18 protein-coding genes and 1 riboswitch are annotated in these 17,735 nt (G+C 33.7%); of the genes, 2 read left to right on the plus strand and 16 right to left on the minus strand.

The window, feature by feature from the left end:
* Nucleotides 1–5: 5 nt before the first annotated feature.
* The 13 genes from OZJ21_RS02530 to OZJ21_RS02590 all read right to left on the minus strand — a co-directional run bounded on the left by OZJ21_RS02530 (nucleotide 6) and on the right by OZJ21_RS02590 (nucleotide 11,106).
* Nucleotides 6–548, minus strand: coding sequence for a folate family ECF transporter S component (locus OZJ21_RS02530; protein WP_003701088.1), 543 nt, complete (start codon nucleotides 546–548; stop codon nucleotides 6–8).
* Between the two features lie 61 nt (nucleotides 549–609).
* Nucleotides 610–711: riboswitch (THF riboswitch) on the minus strand.
* Between the two features lie 76 nt (nucleotides 712–787).
* The gene (locus OZJ21_RS02535) at nucleotides 788–1,588 is read right to left on the minus strand and encodes a metal ABC transporter permease (RefSeq protein ID WP_003705492.1); all 801 of its coding nucleotides are present in this window, start codon (nucleotides 1,586–1,588) and stop codon (nucleotides 788–790) included.
* Complete coding sequence (locus OZJ21_RS02540; RefSeq protein ID WP_087309972.1) at nucleotides 1,581–2,249, minus strand: metal ABC transporter ATP-binding protein; 669 nt, start codon at nucleotides 2,247–2,249, stop codon at nucleotides 1,581–1,583. The genes OZJ21_RS02535 and OZJ21_RS02540 overlap by 8 nt, the downstream gene beginning before the upstream one ends.
* A 2-nt stretch (nucleotides 2,250–2,251) precedes the next feature.
* Nucleotides 2,252–3,118: a metal ABC transporter solute-binding protein gene (locus OZJ21_RS02545; RefSeq protein ID WP_034997657.1), complete on the minus strand. Its 867-nt coding sequence runs from the start codon at nucleotides 3,116–3,118 to the stop codon at nucleotides 2,252–2,254.
* A gap of 232 nt (nucleotides 3,119–3,350) precedes the next feature.
* Nucleotides 3,351–4,226 (minus strand): hypothetical protein, encoded by an 876-nt coding sequence (locus OZJ21_RS02550; protein WP_268857398.1) that lies wholly within the window; start codon nucleotides 4,224–4,226, stop codon nucleotides 3,351–3,353.
* A 455-nt stretch (nucleotides 4,227–4,681) separates the two neighbouring features.
* Nucleotides 4,682–5,428, minus strand: a complete 747-nt coding sequence (locus OZJ21_RS02555; protein WP_081512797.1) for a DUF1129 domain-containing protein — start codon at nucleotides 5,426–5,428, stop codon at nucleotides 4,682–4,684.
* Nucleotides 5,429–5,457: 29 nt separating this feature from the next.
* The gene (ychF, locus tag OZJ21_RS02560; protein ID WP_003701082.1) at nucleotides 5,458–6,558 is read right to left on the minus strand and encodes a redox-regulated ATPase YchF; all 1,101 of its coding nucleotides are present in this window, start codon (nucleotides 6,556–6,558) and stop codon (nucleotides 5,458–5,460) included.
* Between the two features lie 17 nt (nucleotides 6,559–6,575).
* Nucleotides 6,576–6,770 (minus strand): DUF951 domain-containing protein, encoded by a 195-nt coding sequence (locus OZJ21_RS02565; RefSeq protein ID WP_047035972.1) that lies wholly within the window; start codon nucleotides 6,768–6,770, stop codon nucleotides 6,576–6,578.
* A 16-nt stretch (nucleotides 6,771–6,786) separates the two neighbouring features.
* Nucleotides 6,787–7,662, minus strand: a complete 876-nt coding sequence (locus tag OZJ21_RS02570) for a ParB/RepB/Spo0J family partition protein (protein ID WP_268857399.1) — start codon at nucleotides 7,660–7,662, stop codon at nucleotides 6,787–6,789.
* Nucleotides 7,652–8,419 (minus strand): ParA family protein, encoded by a 768-nt coding sequence (locus OZJ21_RS02575; RefSeq protein ID WP_003701079.1) that lies wholly within the window; start codon nucleotides 8,417–8,419, stop codon nucleotides 7,652–7,654. The genes OZJ21_RS02570 and OZJ21_RS02575 overlap by 11 nt, the downstream gene beginning before the upstream one ends.
* Before the next feature lie 17 nt (nucleotides 8,420–8,436).
* On the minus strand, nucleotides 8,437–9,279 hold the full coding sequence (gene noc / locus OZJ21_RS02580) for a nucleoid occlusion protein (RefSeq protein ID WP_034982451.1): 843 nt from the start codon (nucleotides 9,277–9,279) through the stop codon (nucleotides 8,437–8,439).
* Between the two features lie 30 nt (nucleotides 9,280–9,309).
* Nucleotides 9,310–10,035 carry a 16S rRNA (guanine(527)-N(7))-methyltransferase RsmG gene (gene rsmG / locus OZJ21_RS02585; RefSeq protein ID WP_003705502.1) on the minus strand — a complete coding sequence of 242 codons (726 nt, stop codon included), beginning with the start codon at nucleotides 10,033–10,035 and terminating at the stop codon, nucleotides 9,310–9,312.
* A gap of 162 nt (nucleotides 10,036–10,197) precedes the next feature.
* Nucleotides 10,198–11,106, minus strand: a complete 909-nt coding sequence (locus tag OZJ21_RS02590) for an L-lactate dehydrogenase (protein ID WP_003701076.1) — start codon at nucleotides 11,104–11,106, stop codon at nucleotides 10,198–10,200.
* Between the two features lie 113 nt (nucleotides 11,107–11,219).
* Here OZJ21_RS02590 and OZJ21_RS02595 point away from each other — a divergent pair, with 113 nt between their 5' ends.
* The gene (locus tag OZJ21_RS02595) at nucleotides 11,220–12,896 is read left to right on the plus strand and encodes a glycerophosphodiester phosphodiesterase (protein WP_268857400.1); all 1,677 of its coding nucleotides are present in this window, start codon (nucleotides 11,220–11,222) and stop codon (nucleotides 12,894–12,896) included.
* Nucleotides 12,897–12,961: 65 nt separating this feature from the next.
* Here the strand turns inward: OZJ21_RS02595 and OZJ21_RS02600 are convergent, their stop codons facing one another.
* A complete protein-coding gene (locus tag OZJ21_RS02600) occupies nucleotides 12,962–15,607 on the minus strand; it encodes a cation-transporting P-type ATPase (RefSeq protein WP_201897071.1) in 2,646 nt (881 codons plus the stop codon).
* A gap of 258 nt (nucleotides 15,608–15,865) precedes the next feature.
* On the opposite strand from OZJ21_RS02600, the gene OZJ21_RS02605 reads away from it, so the two are divergent.
* Complete coding sequence (locus OZJ21_RS02605; RefSeq protein ID WP_201897090.1) at nucleotides 15,866–16,402, plus strand: TIGR00730 family Rossman fold protein; 537 nt, start codon at nucleotides 15,866–15,868, stop codon at nucleotides 16,400–16,402.
* Between the two features lie 56 nt (nucleotides 16,403–16,458).
* On the opposite strand, the gene OZJ21_RS02610 is transcribed toward OZJ21_RS02605, so the two are convergent.
* Together OZJ21_RS02610 and OZJ21_RS02615 are read right to left on the minus strand one after the other, a co-directional pair.
* Nucleotides 16,459–17,028 carry a DJ-1 family glyoxalase III gene (locus OZJ21_RS02610; RefSeq protein WP_201897072.1) on the minus strand — a complete coding sequence of 190 codons (570 nt, stop codon included), beginning with the start codon at nucleotides 17,026–17,028 and terminating at the stop codon, nucleotides 16,459–16,461.
* 1 nt (nucleotide 17,029) lies between these two features.
* A complete protein-coding gene (locus OZJ21_RS02615) occupies nucleotides 17,030–17,671 on the minus strand; it encodes a glucosyltransferase-S (RefSeq protein ID WP_069468912.1) in 642 nt (213 codons plus the stop codon).
* Nucleotides 17,672–17,735: the final 64 nt, after the last annotated feature.

Raw genomic sequence — 17,735 nt, forward strand, 5'->3', positions numbered from 1 at the left:
ACTCATTAATACGTATTATCATTACTACGTAAGTTTAACCTTGAAACTGCACGTAAAACTAAGAATCCCACGATTGAATATACAATCCATGTAAGAATATTCTTAGGTACTCGAACAGTTAACAAAGCCATAATAGGTGCTTTGTACATAATATGAATCCAAAGAGTTGTAAAGAAAATATTCGTAACTAGAGTTTGAACAAACTCATAAATGAACAATCTTCTCAATGTTATCTCTTGGTTATACAAAAATGCTCCGGCGATTATTCCAGAAATAATTGCACTAAAAGTAAACCCGATAAAGAAATTACCACCCGTCGAAAAAACACTGTTAGTAAGAATATCACTTATTGCCATTGCTACACCTGTCAACCATGGGCCTAAATAGTAACCCATTAACATTGTAGCGATAAAGCCAAATGAAAACTTAACTAGATTGTCAGGTCCAATTGAAAGCTTAGATAAGACAATCTGCATCGCAATTAAAATTGCCGCCATTGCTATCGTCCGGGCGGTTAATTTCGGACTTTTCCATGATAATAGTGTCATAATAGACATCTCCCTAATAATTTTTTAGGGTAGAGACAAGCACCATTGATATTAAATTATTGATGGTGAATGCGGAAACCAAACGCTAAGTCATATCAGACTTAATCTACTAATGTTCACATTCCGTTCCATTAGTCCGTTACGCAAGGCTTCCTACCCCTTAGGTCCTAACTATACCACGAAATACATCTAATTCCTAGTATCTATATCCGAACATTACTAAAAACATGAATTTATTTTTATAATCTAGAAGCGGACATTCTTTCCTTAACGATGGCAGCCCCATAAAATAGTGCTTCAATAACTGTAATAAAGAAACTTACTGGCCAGTCTGTAACAAAACTTAGATACAAACCTAACCAGATTCCGACTAATACAAAAATAAATGTTAGACCGATCATTTTCCAAAGTGTATGTGCAAAGTACTTAGCTGCAGAAGCAGGTATTGTTAGTAAAACAAAAATTAATAAAGCTCCTACAATTTGTGCTGTAATACTAATAGTTAATGCTAATAACACTAAAAATATGATTGATACAATTTGATTATATCGTTGATTGTATTCAGCTCCCTGAGAGTCAAAAGAATTATAAACTAATCTTCTAAAAAGAACACTAACAACGATTAATAAAAGTACACTCAATCCTATTAAAGTATACAAATTATTAATATCAATTCCCACAATACTTCCAAATAAGATATTGGTTGCATAACTCGCTTGCTTATCGGACAAAGATAAAAATAAGATACCTAACCCTAAGAATAGGCCGGAGAACACTGAAATAGATGCTTCTCGTCTACCTACCTTTTCTCCAGATAATCCGACAAAAATAGCAGATGTCATCGTAAATATTAGCATCCCTGTCAATGGAGAAATACCTGCAAAAACTCCAAATGCTGCTCCTGAAAATCCGATTTCAGATAATGTATGCGTGAAAAAAGAAGTTTGACGTGCAACCACAAAGACTCCCATCACACAGGAAATTAAGGCAATAAAAATCCCTGCAATAAATGCATAACGCATAAAATCATAATCAAACACGATATCTCGCCTCTCTCTTCATCAATTTACCTGATTTATTTTCTAAATGTAATTCATAATCTGCATAATCTTCTATTAACTCTGCGTCGTGTGTAATAAATAATACTGTAATTCCATGAATTGGCATCAATTTTTTTAAAAGTTGCATCAATTCATGCTTAGATGATTGATCTAAATTAGCTGTTGCTTCATCTAAGATTAATAACTTAGGTTCTGAACATAGAGCTTGTGCTAAATATGCTCTTTGCTTTTCACCACCAGAACATTTTCCTAAAGGATTTTTAGCCAAACTTTCCAACTTAGTTTCCTTCAAAGTTTGTTGCAAACTCTTCTTCATAGCTGGAGTGTTCCAAGGTAAAATTCGATGTTTAAAACCCAATGATACAAAATCCTTAATTGCTAAAGGATAATCCTCATCAATATTTCTAATTTGTGGCATATAGAAAGCTTCATCACGTTCAATAGTAAATTTAACAAAATGGTTATGCGAATTAGTTTTTAAATCACGTAATAAGTGCTTAACTAATGTTGTTTTTCCAACACCATTTTCTCCAGTTATACATGTTAAAGCCCCTCTAGGAATATCAAAGGCTAAATTTTCAAATAAACGACGATCAGGCAAATCTATATTCAGACCATCAACTGAAACTATATTTTCCATAATTACTTCCCGTCTTCTTGAATTTTTAGAACTTGTTCATATTCTGAACTCATCCACTGTAAGTAATCCTTTCCCTTAGGTGTTGTTTCAGTCACTTTTATAACTGGAACATCATACTTTTGACATAGACTAACAATACTTGAAATTACTTTACTATCAGATTGAGTATTTTCTACAAAAAATGCTATCTTTTTGTGTTTAATATCATTTTGTAATTTCTTAATATCACTATAGGAAGGATCGCTACCATCTTCTGTTGCTTTAGCAAAATGGCTGTTAGAAATCTTATACCCCATATCTTTTAAAGCATAGTCAAAAACAGGTTCACTTACTGCAACTTTTTTATTATCACTATTTTTCTTAATCTTTGCAATTAAAGTTTGTAATTTAGTTAATTTTTGTTTATATTTGGCTGCATTCTTTTTATAGTAAGTTTCATTTTTAGGATCTAGCTTCGCATATTCCTTAACTAAATAATCTGCAAGCTTACCCATTGTCTTTGAGTTATACCATAAATGCTCGTTATCCCCATCCTTAGCATGCATTACGTCTGTCGCAACATCTATCTTCTTTTTGCCATTACTAAGTTTTGTTATCCATGAATCATATCCTAATCCATTATAAATAACAATATTTGCATTTGAAACTTGCTTAGCTGTTTGTGTAGTTGGCTCATAATCATGTGGATCTACACTAGGGTTATTAATAATTGAAGTTACTTTCCCTTTATTGCCCAAAACTTCTTCTGCAACTTGTCCATAAAAATCTGTCGTTGTTACAACTTTTATTTTATCTGCTCTAACATTACTAGGTAGGAAGAATAAGCATAATGCAATTATTCCTAAACTTAAACTTAGTATTTTTTTCAAAAAAATCACTCTTTCTTATATAGTAATCATTACTTTTTATATCCTAATAAAATAAAATTAACTTGTCAACTGCTTGAAATAGCAGCATTTCGGCTTATTACGATTTAGAAATTCTAATTTACTATTATTTAGGGATTTTTTATTTTCAAATTACGATTTAAAAATTTTAAAAAAATATACAAAAACAGCATTTATAGCTATTTACTAACTATAAATGCTGTTAAATTAATCATTATTTTTGAATTGATCCTGCTAGTTCAATTAGAGAATTAATGTTAGAACCCTTTATAGTATATACTGCCTTACCATTGTTCCATTCAATCTTTTGATTACCAGAACCAGAACCGGCTGTAAAGCTTGCTGCACCTCTAGAATCAGGAGCTGGTAAGTAAGCATTATTTAATAAAGCAACTACCTTGCGACCAGTAGGAACAGGATCTTTACCGGCTGTACCATGAATTGTTACCGACCATTTACCAGAATTCCAGTGTAGATATCTTTGTCCAGCACCAGAATTCAATGTAGCATTTACATTTCCACTTAATGGAACCTTAGGTAGACCCATTTCTGACTCGCCTGAAATGTAATTTACAGCTTGTTCAGCTTCTTCTTCAGAACCATAAGTTTTCTTGGAAAATGTTATATATGATACTTTATCTTTTAAACTAGGATCATTGAAATTCTTTCCTTCTGTATCTTTGATATAGTAAACCGTAAAATTATTACCATCGCCAGTATAGTAGGCATTTACCACACCACTACTAATCCCTGCTTTAGTTGGAACTAAGGCATCCTTTCCTAAAAAGTACTTCAATGCTCCAGCAATCTGTGCCATTCTTTGGGTATTATTATCCCCTGTAACTTTGGCTTGTTGTGGACCAGATTGACTTGAAGAACTAACTTCACTACTAGAACTTTCAGAACTTGATGAGCTTGAAGATGAAGAACTTTCACTACTTTGTTCTGTCTTTTTGGATTCTTTAGACACATTTGACTTTTGTGTCGTTTTCATCTCAGATGAACTTGATTTTTTATTATTTTCATTGCCACAAGCAGCTAAAGTTAATGCCACCAGTGTAGCCATGAATATTTTGATACTTTTCTTCATAAAAAACACTCCCGTTTTCCCTTAAAGGACTTCTCAATATCTATGATACCTTGTCAGAAACTATTTTTAAAGTAAACTATTAACAGAGTTTTTACAATTCTTAATGTTTAAACTGAAAATTAGTGTTAAACTGTACGTATGAAAAAATATAAAATACCTTTGCTTTTCTTGGGAGCGAGTATTTTTATTTCATGGACATGTGCCCAGTTTACAACAATTACCTATACTGGAGTACTTATCAGACCAAGATTTCCAACTACTTTAAGCCATTTTTCGCTTCTACTAGCAGCAATTTCTTGGCTTTACATATTTATTCGTTCGCATAGTAAAAGTAAATAATCAAAATAAGAGACGTGCCAATTAGCATGTCTCTTTATTTATTGTGACTTCTATATTTCGTTTTTATTATACAAAAAATCCCCACACATTCGTATGAGGACTTACTATAATTCGTATTAATTTTGGTTGTTTCTTCTGAAGTCTGCTGGACTAATGAAGTTCAACTTCTTCTTTAAGTACCAACGAACACCATAAGCAACAACAGCAAGTACTGCATAAGCTAATGGTGGAAGAACAACGTTAATTGTTGGTGGGATAATTGCAACAATACCGAATGCTGCTACCCATACTACCATTAAGATTGCGATCATAAAGATAATGTTTAACCAACCACGACGTTTGCTTTGACCTGGCATCATTGCACGGTAGAAATAACCTAAACCAACACCAGCAACAATAGATGTAACGATCAATGTGATTATTCCACCATTTGCTGCATTTTGGTTGCTCTTAGAGAACATACCCAAGAAAGCGTACATGATGCAGAATAAAGCTAACATCATTAATCCATTATCAAGTGATAATTCCCATAAAGTAGGCATCTTAGGTTCTTTCTTAGGTCCAGCAAGAATTGCTTCAACCTTTTCATTAACTGTTCCGTATAACTTGTTAGCTACAACGCCTTGCTTTTGTTTTTCCATCAATTCATTGTACATTTCACTAACAACTTTTTCACGTTCTGCATAATTCTTTTCAGCTAACGCCTTGTTTAAATGGAACATATAGTCTTGATTACGCTTTGTTAAACCTTCAAATTTTTCATTGAATTCCATGATTTGTTTGTTCTTTTGTTGAGAAACTGCTTCAGCTTGTTTCTTGGCAGCTTCTTGATTCTTTTCACGAACTGTTTTTTCTTCAGCCATTTACTTAAAAATCTTCCCTTCTTACGCTATTAGACGTTAAATCTAAATTCGATAATATCTCCGTCTTGAACTTCGTATTCTTTACCTTCAAGACGTAATCTACCAGCTTCTTTAACAGCTTGCATACTGCCGTACTTATCTAAATCATCGAAAGAAACAGTTTCTGCACGAATAAATCCACGTTCAAAGTCAGAGTGAATAACCCCTGCCACTTGAGGTGCTTTCATACCACGCTTAAATGTCCATGCACGTGTTTCTTTACCACCAGCAGTGAAGAATGTTGCTAGACCCAATAACTTGTAAGAAGCACGAATTAAACGGTCTAAACCTGATTCTTCTACACCTTCAGCTTCTAAGAATTCTTGCTTTTCATCATCAGGAAGTTCAGCAATTTCTTCTTCAGTTCTTGCAGATACAGCTAATGCTTGAGAACCTTCATCTTCTGCGAACTTCTTAACTTGTTGGTAGTATTCGCTTTGTTCTGGATCTGCCATATCTTCTTCGGCAATGTTTGCCACATATAATACTGGCTTAGAAGTCAATAAGAATAAGCCCTTAACAATCTTCTTTTCTTCATCGTTGAATTCAATACTACGAACTGGCTTACCTTCTTCAAGAACTGGCTTAATTTTTTGTAAAACTGCAAATTCAGCCACAGCATCTTTATCCTTAGTACGAGCAACTTTTTCTACTCTAGCATAACGTTTATTTACAGATTCCAAGTCAGCTAAAGTTAATTCCATATTGATAGTATCAATATCTTCCAAAGGATCAACTTTGTTTGCCACGTGTGTAATATTATCATCGTCAAAAGCACGTACCACATGAACAATCGCATCTACTTGACGGATATTTTCCAAGAACTTGTTTCCTAAACCTTCACCCTTGCTAGCACCTTTTACGATTCCCGCAATATCAGTAAATTCAAAAGTTGTATGTACAATCTTCTTAGCAGGAATAATTTCGTCAATTCTTGCTAAACGACTATCTGGTACTTCAACCATCCCTACGTTAGGATCGATTGTAGCAAATGGATAGTTTGCCATTTCTGCTCCTGCTTTTGTAATTGCGTTAAACAATGTTGATTTACCAACGTTAGGTAAGCCAACAATACCTGCTGTTAATGCCATTTCTTAAATCACTCTTTCTAATTATTTTCTTGTTCTGCTTTTTCTAGAACTTTTTTCATACGTTTTTCAAAGTCTCGTCTAGTCATCATAATCAGACGACCACAACCAGTACACTTAATTTTAATATCTGCACCCATTCGCACAATTTCCCAGCTGTTTACCCCACATGGATGTTTCTTTTTCATTTCAACAATATCATGTAAATCGTACATCGCCCTCATCCTCTCACTAGTCTAACTTAATTTTTAAAATATCCATAATTCGATTGAAGTCATCAATACTTAAATAATCAATTTCAATCTTTCCCTTACCACTCTTAGCATTAGCTTTAACGGCAACTTTAGTTCCAAATTTTTCTTGAAGTAAGTTTTCTGTTTGCTTAATGTAAGGTTCATATGGATTAGTTTGTTTCTTAGCTTTCTTTGGCTTTTTACCATTAATTTGTGCTACTAACTGTTCTAATTGTCTAACAGTTAAGCCTTCCTTAACAGTTTTTTCAGCTAATTCCATTAATTTTTCTTCATCTTTAACTGCTAATAAAGTACGAGCTTGTCCCATAGATAAGCTTCCATCTTGTAGCATTAGTTTTACTTTACTTGGTAAACCTAATAATCTCAAATAATTAGCAATATATGGACGAGATTTTCCTAGTCGCTCTGACACTTGAGTTTGAGTTAAATTCAATTTTTCCATCAAAGTGTTATAGGCTTCTGCTTCTTCTAATGGTGTTAAGTCTTCTCGTTGAAGATTTTCTAACACTGCCACTTCCATCATTTGTTCTTCGTTAAATTCACGAATTATTGCTGGAATCTCTGTCTTTTTAGCTAACTTAGATGCACGATAGCGACGTTCACCAGCAATGATTTCATATCCTTTAACTGAAGATTTACGCACAATAATTGGTTGGAAGACTCCAGATTTCTTGATCGATTTTGCTAATTCTTCTAATGCCTCTTCATTAAAAGTCTTACGTGGTTGATAGGGATTAGGTCTAATCTCACTAATTTCAAGTTCTACCACTTGTTCATCTGGTTGTTGTTCTTCTTTAGATTCTTGGAATAAAGCATCGATTCCTCGTCCTAGTCCTTTAGATCTACTTGCCATGAGCCTTCAACACCTCCTTGGCTAATGCTTCATATTCTTCCGCACCTCGTGATCTAGGATCATAATCAATAATTGACATTCCATGACTAGGTGCTTCAGATAATCTAACATTTCTTGGAATAACTGTTTTATATACCTTTTCTTTGAAGAATTTCTTTACTTCTTCAACAACTTGATTACCTAGATTAGTTCTTGCATCCAACATTGTCATTAATACACCTTCAATTTGTAAATCAGGATTGAAGTGTTTTTGAACAAGTTGAATAGTATTCATCAATTGGCTCAATCCTTCCAAAGCGTAATATTCACTTTGAACTGGAATTAAAATTGAATCACTGGCTGTAAAAGCATTGATTGTTAATAGTCCTAAAGAAGGTGGGCAATCAATTAAAATAAAGTCATACTCTTCTTTAACATCTTGAACTGCATCATACAATTTCTTTTCACGAGCCATTTGTGCTGTTAGCTCTATTTCTGCTCCGGCTAACTGGATTGTTGCCGGCACAACATCCAAATTATCGATATAAGTAGGCATGATTGCTTCTCTAATCGGTAATTCACTAACAATCACATCATATACATCATTTTCAATATTGTGTTTTCTTACACCAATACCACTTGTTGCGTTCCCCTGGGCATCAGTATCAATTAACAATACTTTTTGTCCTGCTCTAGCTAAACAAGCACCCAAGTTAACACTTGTGGTTGTTTTACCAACGCCACCTTTTTGGTTGGCAATTGCAATAACTGTTCCCATTAAACTCTGGTGCCTCCTTATTTCTTCTTTGATTTAACTGGAATATCGATAATGATCCGGTGAAATTCACCATGATCTTCTTCACTAGTTTTTAATTCGATTCCATTTTCACTTGCCAGTTTAATTGACTCTTTGATTGTATTTTCGGCTAAGCGCCAATCTAATGCTGTTCCTTTGCGATTAGTCTTCTTTTTCTCTTTTTTAACAGGTGGAGTCTTCAACTGAGCTACAATCTTTTCAGTTTCTTTGACAGATAATTTCTTATCTACAATCTTTTTTAGGATTTCTACTTGCTTCTTTTCTGGTAAAGAAACAATACTTCTACCATGTCGTTCACTGATCTTTCTTTGTAAAATGGCTCTTTGTACTAATGGAGATAACTTTAATAACCTTAATTTATTAGCTACAAAAGCTTGGCTCTTTCCAATTGCTCGTGCCAATTCTAACTGTGTAAGTTGATTTAAATCCATCAATTTTCGATAGGATTCAGCTTCTTCGATTGCAGTTAACCCTTCACGTTGTAGATTTTCAATAACTGCCATTGAAGCAGCTTCTTTTTCGTCCATTTTCTTCACAATTGCTGGAATCTTTTGCCAATTTAACTTTTTAATCGCGCGATAACGTCTTTCCCCCGCAATAATCTGATACTTATTGTCACCAATTGGCCTAACAATAATTGGTTGTAACAAGCCATGAGATTGGATAGTTTCAGCTAATTCAGCGATACTTTCTTCAGAAAAAACTTGTCTTGGCTGATCTTCATTAACTTCTACTTGTTCAATTGGTAATTCTTGAACCTTTTCTTGTGTATCGTCTTCTACTTTCTCTTCTTTTTTAGACTTAAAAAATGAAAATGCCATCCCGAATCACTCCCTTTTCGCGACTAATCTTTATTCAATCGGAGATTTCGCTGGTGTTCCTGCTTTTCTAGGGTACTTTTTAGGGGTTTCTTTCTCTTTTGCAACAACAATAATATGACGTTCATCATGAACTTGTGGTAATTCTGTAGCGTAATCTGCTATTACTTTTCCACCTAAAACTTCGATTGCTTTTTGAGCATTCTTCAACTCTTCATCTGATTTTTGTGCTTTCAAAGCTATAAATCTTCCACCAACTTTAGCTAATGGTAAGCATAATTCTGATAGTACAGACATTCTAGCCACTGCTCTAGCTGTTACAAGATCATAACGTTCACGGTGAACACTTCGTTTACCACCAAATTCTTCAGCACGTGCATGATGAAAATGAACATCTTGTAAATTTAGTTTTTGAGTTAATTCTTGTAAAAATTTAATTCTCTTATTTAATGAATCAACTATTGTAATCTTCAATTGTGGAAATGCTATTTTGACTGGCAAAGATGGGAAACCTGCTCCTGCTCCGACATCGCATAAACTCAACTCTTCTGTTTGTAAATCCTTTACTGTCAAAGCTAATAATAAAGAATCATAGAAATGCTTTAGATACACTTCATTTTTTTCAGTGATTGCTGTTAAATTTAAATTTTTGTTGGTTTCAACTAAAAATTCATAATACAGCTCAAACTGTTGCATTTGTTCATCTGTTAGATTCAATCCTTGTTCTGCTAAACTTTGACGGAATTCTTCTGGTGTCATTAAATTACTCCTTGTAAAATTTTGTGAAACACAGCATCGCTGACATGTTTCACATATCAAGTTAAGTTTAATTTATTTGTTCTAAAATTACAACCGTTATCGCAAATGCTTGCAAAAAAATAGTAGAAAACTATCTTCACGATAATTCTCTACCATTCTTTCTTATTTTAAGCTATCTAAATGTTCTTTAATATAGTTAGCAGATTGTTCTAATTTTGCTTTTTCTTCATCAGTAAGCACTAAAGGTACTACCTTTTCTACACCCTTAGCACCAACTATTGCCGGATATCCAACGTATGTTCCAACTTCTTCAACATATGTTGATACAGGTCCAAAGAAATGAGCATTTGATAGTACTGCCTGTGCTAATTTAACACCACATGTTGCAATTGCGTAAGATGTGTATCCTTTTCCGTTAGCTACCTTAAAGCCACCTTCTGCTGGTTTCTTACCTAATTCTTCTAATTCTTCTTCTGTAAAGAATTCAGTGATTGGCTTGTTATTAACTCTAACTGTTGACCATGCTACAAATTGAGAATTACCGTGTTCACCTAAGACAAAACCTTCTACATTGCGTCCATCTTGTCCTAAAGCATCGCCAACTACATGTTGCATTCTTGCTGTATCTAAGAATGTACCTGTACCTAACACTTGGTTACGTGGTAATCCTGTTGTTTCTTGAAGGATAGAAGTAACTGCGTCACAAGGATTAGAAATATCAATAATAACACCACTAAAACCAGATTCCTTAATCTTCTTACCTACTTCTACTGCATTCTTAGTGTTAATTTCGAACTCTGCAAAACGATTTCCAGTTCTAACACTTGCATCAATGTCACCAAAGGCTGTGATAATTACATCAACATCCTTTAATTCAGCATAATCTTGTGTCTTTATTTCTACATGATAAGGTAGACGAGGCATTGCATCCTCAAAATCTAGTTTTTCAGCAACTACTTTTTTCTCATTTGTATCAATTAATACAAGCTCATCAGCAATTCCTTGAGAAACTAAAGTATAAGCAACTGTTGCTCCTACATGTCCTAAACCAATTACTGCCATTTTTCTCATAGAAATCTATCCTTCCTAATCATTATTTAATTTTATTATTATCAATATAGTACAACTTTTTCAATCTCATTTCTATATATAAATGCTATAATTTAAGAAAATGTCTAAAGGTTGTGGTAGTTATCTTTCATTCATTTAAAAACTTTAAACATGGCATTTTTACGCTATGTTTATTAATTAATTTAATTGCTTGGATAGGCTTGTTTCTATTCAGAATCTTCTCGACTTTTCTTTTAGAACGAGCTGCTGTTCCATTAATTTCTTTTACCAACATAACTAATATTATTATTAAACATCCATTTGTAGCTACTGGATTAGTAATAGAGTTTATTGTTTTCTTACTATTAACTTTTTGGCTAGCTACTATTGCCATCATTGGCTTTAAAATGTTGCTTACAGAGAGTTTTAATTGGGATACTCTTTTTCAAAAGTCATTAGAAGTTCTTGGTAGATATCGTCTGCTAGGTGGAATTATTACTGGAGTTTATTTACTAGAATTTTTGCCATTTTTACACTTTTTATTTAAAACACCTTGGCTAAGCAATCTAACCTTAACTTCTATGGTGACTGAATTTGTATCTAGAAATCCTTTTTCTTTAGTTGGAGGACAGTTACTTTATATATGTTTGCTGTATTTTTTAATTAGATTTTATCTTGTCCTACCACTCATGGTTTTGGAAAATGAAGGTATTCTTTCCTCTTTAAAAATAAGTTGGCAAACCACAAGTACTAAGAATTTCTGGAAAAAATTCTGGCTAGCTCTTATCAAAGTTTTCCTTATTACTTGGAGTGGATATCTAGTAATATTGTTACTTCAAGTTATAGCCGATTGGATTTTACCAACATATAATTTACTAGCTATTAATTATGCTTTATTTAGTCTTTGGGGCATCGTTAGTTTGGGCATAAGTATAACTCTGGCTTATACAGAAGTTCAGATTACTAATCGGCGAAGAATATTCTTATTAGAATTTTTACTAATAGCTATCACCTTCACTTTGAGCTTTGCAACAGGAAAGGTTTTATTCAATCACCCTATTAATCCTGTGACAATTGCTCATAGAGGTGTTAATCAGAAAAATGGTGTACCTAATACACTTGAATCACTAAAAAAGACGATTAAGTATCATCCTGATTACATCGAAATGGATGTTCATATGACTAAAGATAATAAATTCATTGTCTTGCACGATAACAATTTGAAAAAACTAGCTGGCATTAAAGCTCATCCGGAAGATTTAACTCTAGCTGAACTTAAAAATCTTAATGTCACAGCTAATAATCACCAGACTAAATTAACTGATTTTGACACATATCTCAAATATGCAAATCAGCATCATCAAAAGTTGTTAATTGAATTAAAAACTACTCCTAACAACGCTACTAATTTCGCTAATATTTTTGCTAAGAGATACTACGCTAATATCATTGAAAATCATCATCAACTCCACACTTTAGATTTTCAAACTTTGATGATTTTACAAAATGATATTCCGAAGGGAAATTTAAATTATCTAATGCCATATAACTTAACTATTCCCGAAGAAAATATCCATGCATATGGCATGCGTTATTCAACTTTATCACCAGATTTTGTGGCAATTAATCGTCAGAAACATAAATTAGTCTATGCTTGGACCCCTAATTCCAGATTGGCCATTAATAAAGCTTTGAGTTTAGGTGTCAATGGCATTGTTACTGATAATGTTTCTCAACTACATGTTGCCATTAAAGAAGCTCAACATTGGAGCGACGCTGAAAGATTATTACAAGTTTTGCTATATAGCTAAAAAGCAGTTTGCTTGAGATTTTAGGATTTTTTAGTCCTAATCTACTCAAGAAACTGCTTTTTGTATTATTTAGTTAATCGTTTCTTACCTTCCACTATGAGCAAAATCAAAATAGAAAATAGAATTACTACTACCCATTCTAATAGTGACATCGCCGTCACTTTAAATGCTACTTGCATAAATGGTGTGTATGTTAGGAATAATTGGAATAAGATCATTAATCCAATTATCCACCAAGCATGCTTATTTTCTAAGATAGCTTTACCTAGTGCAAAATCATCTGTTCGAATGCTAAAGAAGTAAAAAATCTTACTTATGACAATCATGTTAACCATCATTGTAGAAGCACTGATCTCACTGACTCCCATACTGATGAACCACTCATAAGCAATTAAGGCAAATCCTGCCATTAAAACTGCAACAAATCCCATTTGTCTAATGTCACTCATATTCATTAATTTTTGTGACAATGAACGTGGTTTTCTATCCATCAAATCACTTTCTGCTTCTTCAAAAACAAAAGCAAATTGAATTGTAATTGCTGAAATCAAGTTGATCCACAGTAATTGTGCAGGTTGTAGCGGTACTTGTTGTCCTGTCAGGATTGAGAAAGCCACTACTAAACCTTCAGCAAAAGATGTTGGCAATAGGAAGAGAATACTTTTCTTGATATTGTCGTAAATCCTACGTCCTTCTTTGATGACAGTTGCCATTGTTGCGAAGTTGTCATCTGCCAAAATCATATCAGCAGCATCTTTAGCCACATCAGTACCTTTTATCCCCATCGCAATTCCAATATCTGCTTTTTTCAAGGCAGGTGCGTCATTTACACCATCACCTGTCATTGCGGTTACTTTCTTCTGTTCTTGTAAAGCCGTAATAATTTCTAGCTTATTTTGAGGAGTAGTTCTAGCAAAAACTTGATTTTCAAGTGCTGCCTTCTGCTTTTCTTCCTTAGTTAAAGCATCCCATTGTTGCCCAGTTATTGCTTTAATCTTACCTTTAGTTAAACCTAATTGCTTTCCAATCGCTCGAGCTGTCTCAGGATGGTCACCAGTTATCATCTTAACTGCAACACCAGCTTGATTCATCTTTTGAAGAGCTACCACTACTTCTTCTCTTGGTGGATCTTGTAAAGCTGCCATTCCTAGCCATGTGATTCCTTGGTACAAATCTTGATGGGTTACTTCTGATAATTTCTTACCTTTCACTTCTTGGTAACCCACAGCAATCACTCGTTTACCTGCTTTAGACCAAGTTGCTGCTCGATCTATCCATAGTTTTGTCTCAAAATTATTATCAGCTATTTGCGCCATTTCCAATAATTTATCTGGTGATCCTTTTACAAATATCATTTGTTGACCAGCATCGTTTTCTACCAATTTCGCAATATAACGATAGTCTGAATCAAATGGTAATAAATCTACTTCATGGTATGGACTCTTGGCATTCTTACCTTTTAATTTATGGTATAAAGTTAAGAAAGCTCCGTCAGTCGCTTCACCATTTATCTGCCACTTACCATCATGTTCAGATAAGATTGTATCATTTGCTTGATAGCCAGCTTCAATAAACTGTTCAATCTTATCAGTCATAGTTACTTCTTTCTTGTCCTGTAGAAGTTTACCTAAAGGCTCATACCCACTACCTGTTACTTGATATTTCTGATTTCCTACCCATACATCGGTAACTGTCATTTCATTTTTAGTTAAAGTACCAGTTTTATCTGTGGCGATAATGTCTACTGAACCTAGAGTTTCAACTGCTGGCATCGATTTAATAATAGTCTTATGTTCACGAGCCATTTTACTTACACCAAAAGCCAGAATCACAGAAGTAGTTGCTGGTAACCCTTCTGGAATAGCACCTACTAACATCGCTACAACTGCTAAAGCTAGTGCTGGCAAGGCATATATCTTCAACATGAACCCTATTACAAAGATGATGATCGATGCGATAATTGAAATATATGATACAACTTTACCAACACCATCAATTTCCTTAATTAATGGGGTTTTAGTTGACTTTATTTGTGAAACTTCACGAGAGATTTTACCAATTTCAGTATCATTAGCTGTTGCTACAACAACACCCAGACCACTACCTGTTGTTACAGCAGTTGAAGCATATGCCATATTAGTACGTTCAGCTAATGGAATATTTTCTTCACTTAAAGTAGTGTCACTTTTAGTTACAGAATTAGTTTCACCAGTTAAAGCTGACTCTTCTATCCTTAAATTATCTGCTTCTACAATTCTCAAGTCTGCTGGAACATTATCTCCAGCTTCTAAAAACACGATATCCCCTTTGACTAAATCAGCTGCTGCAATATCTTTACGTATTCCATCGCGATAAACTGTTGCTTTTTGAGCCATTAAATTCTTAATTTTAGCTAAAGCATTAGCAGCACTAGTTTCTTGGAAATATCCTATCAAGGAATTAATAACCACTACCGCAATAATCACGATTGCATCTGTATAGTGTTTGATAAAAAGTGTCAACAGTGCCGACAACAATAGAATATATATAACTACATTATTGAATTGTCGTAAAAATAATTTCCATTTGGGAGTCTGCTTCACTTCTAAAGTATTAGGTCCATCTGCATTTAATCTCTTTAATGCTTCTTTTGAAGTTAATCCTTGCTTGAAATTATTATTTTTATAAACGTTAGATAATTCTTCTTTCTTTATCTGATATGGTTCTTTCATAAGTTTTCCTTTCCTAATTTATGTCTTAAATCTTGCAAAACAAAAATAGTTAGGAAATTATTCACGCTTATAATACACAAAACCAAAATTTAAATTTTTTACTTTCTTTAACCTTCTTTCTTAAAATATTTTACAGTTATACTATATCATTTTTTTATCAGTAAAAATTACACTTATAAATTTCTTAATAAATAATCAACTTATTTTTAAAATGGTATAATCATCTTATGAAATTAGCAAAGAGAGGTTGATTTGTACATGAAGAGAGTTGCTGTATATTGTGGAGCTAATCCTGGTAAAAATCCTATTTATACTCAAGCCGCAATCAATATTGCTGATTGGTTGGCTCAACACCATTTAGACCTTGTTTATGGTGGTGGCGGAGTTGGGTTAATGAATGTATTGGCCGAAAGAGCTATTAAAAATGGTACTTATACTATTGGCATTATGCCTCAATTTTTAGTAGATAAAGAGATTGCCGCTCCACATCTAGATGAATTTTACATTACTGATGATATGGATGAAAGAAAAGCTAAGATGCTTTCTTTAGCTGATGCTTGTTTAGCCTTACCTGGAGGTCCAGGAACATTAGAAGAAATCAGTGAAGCTTTCTCTTGGGCAAGAGTTGGCCAAAATCCTAACCCTTGTGCTTTTTATAATGTCAATGGCTATTATGACAAATTAGCTGATTTCTTCGATCACATGGTTACAGAAGGTTTCTTAACAACTGAAGATAGAAATAAACTTCTATTCTCTGATTCGCTTGAAGAAATTTATAATTTCATGACTAAATAAAAAAAATCATCATTATTTAACTAAATCAGTTGAATAATGATGATTTTTGATTTTAATTATTTTTGATCTAATAAGAAATTATAAAGCATTGCTTCACGAAGTTCACTTGTATCGACTCCTAAAACTTCTGCTAACTTAAATGAGTATGGCATAGCTGTTGCTGGTCCACGGCTAGTTACTAAACGAGCTGCTTCATCGACCACTACCATATCTTCATGGAATCTACCTTCTGCATCACCATGTTCTTGATGCATACCAGGGAACATAGTATAATCATGACCTTTAAGTAATCCATACTTAGCTAGTGCCATTGGTGCAGCACACATTGCAGCATTCCACTTACCTTGCTCAGTACGCTTAACCATTAAAGCTTGTAACTTTTCACTATCTCTTAATCTAGTTGCTCCACCCATTCCTCCAGGTAAAGTTACTAAATCATAATCTAATAATGAATCATCTAAAACTTTATCGCATTTTAATGCAATTTGATGAGCACCCATCACGTCTAAACTGTCTAATCCTACCATATCACATTGAATTCCGGCACGACGTAAAACATCGACAGGAGTTAGTGCTTCTATCTCTTCACAACCATCTGCAATTAATACCGCTACTTTCTTAGCCATATTATTTACCTTCTTTCTCTTGTGCATATAAAATACTTGCTAGGATACTTCCAACTGCTAGCACAACTGCACCCCAGACTGGAAACCATTCTTTAGCGTTATCTCCTGTTTTAGGAAAGTTATTAGTGGATTCTATCTTAGGCATTGATAATTCAGAATGTTTCTTTACATTCTTATTGCTAACTTTTACACTAGCATACTCACTAGGTTGACTTTCGTTATCAGCTACTACCACTTCAACTGAACTAGCATCTGCTTGTTGATCAGTATCTTTATCTGTATTATTAGCCTTAGAATTATCAACTGTTGCTACTACATAGACTTGCGTATTTGCTTTTGAAGTAGCATTTCCCTGAACTGAACTAGAACTTCCACTAGTTGACGATACGCTAGACAATACGCTACTGGAACTGTTGGAACTAGTAGCAGAACTACTTGTTTCACGTGAAACATTTGAAGAATCTTGACTCTTAACAACTACACTTGATGATGTCTCACTTGTAGAGCTACTGCTAGAACTGCTAACATCATCAGCTTTTGCAATATTTCCACCTAATATTAATAGTAATATCATTGCTACCAACGATATCAAAGATATAATTTGTATTTTACTTTGTTTAAATATTCCCATTTTTCCTTTCATTCAGCTTCTCCTGAATTTCCCCCGATTTTTTTATTCCTATATACTAGAATAGTGCTTTATTTCA

It is taken from the genome of Ligilactobacillus sp. UO.C109 (assembly GCF_026847815.1).
GTDB lineage: Bacteria > Bacillota > Bacilli > Lactobacillales > Lactobacillaceae > Ligilactobacillus > Ligilactobacillus salivarius.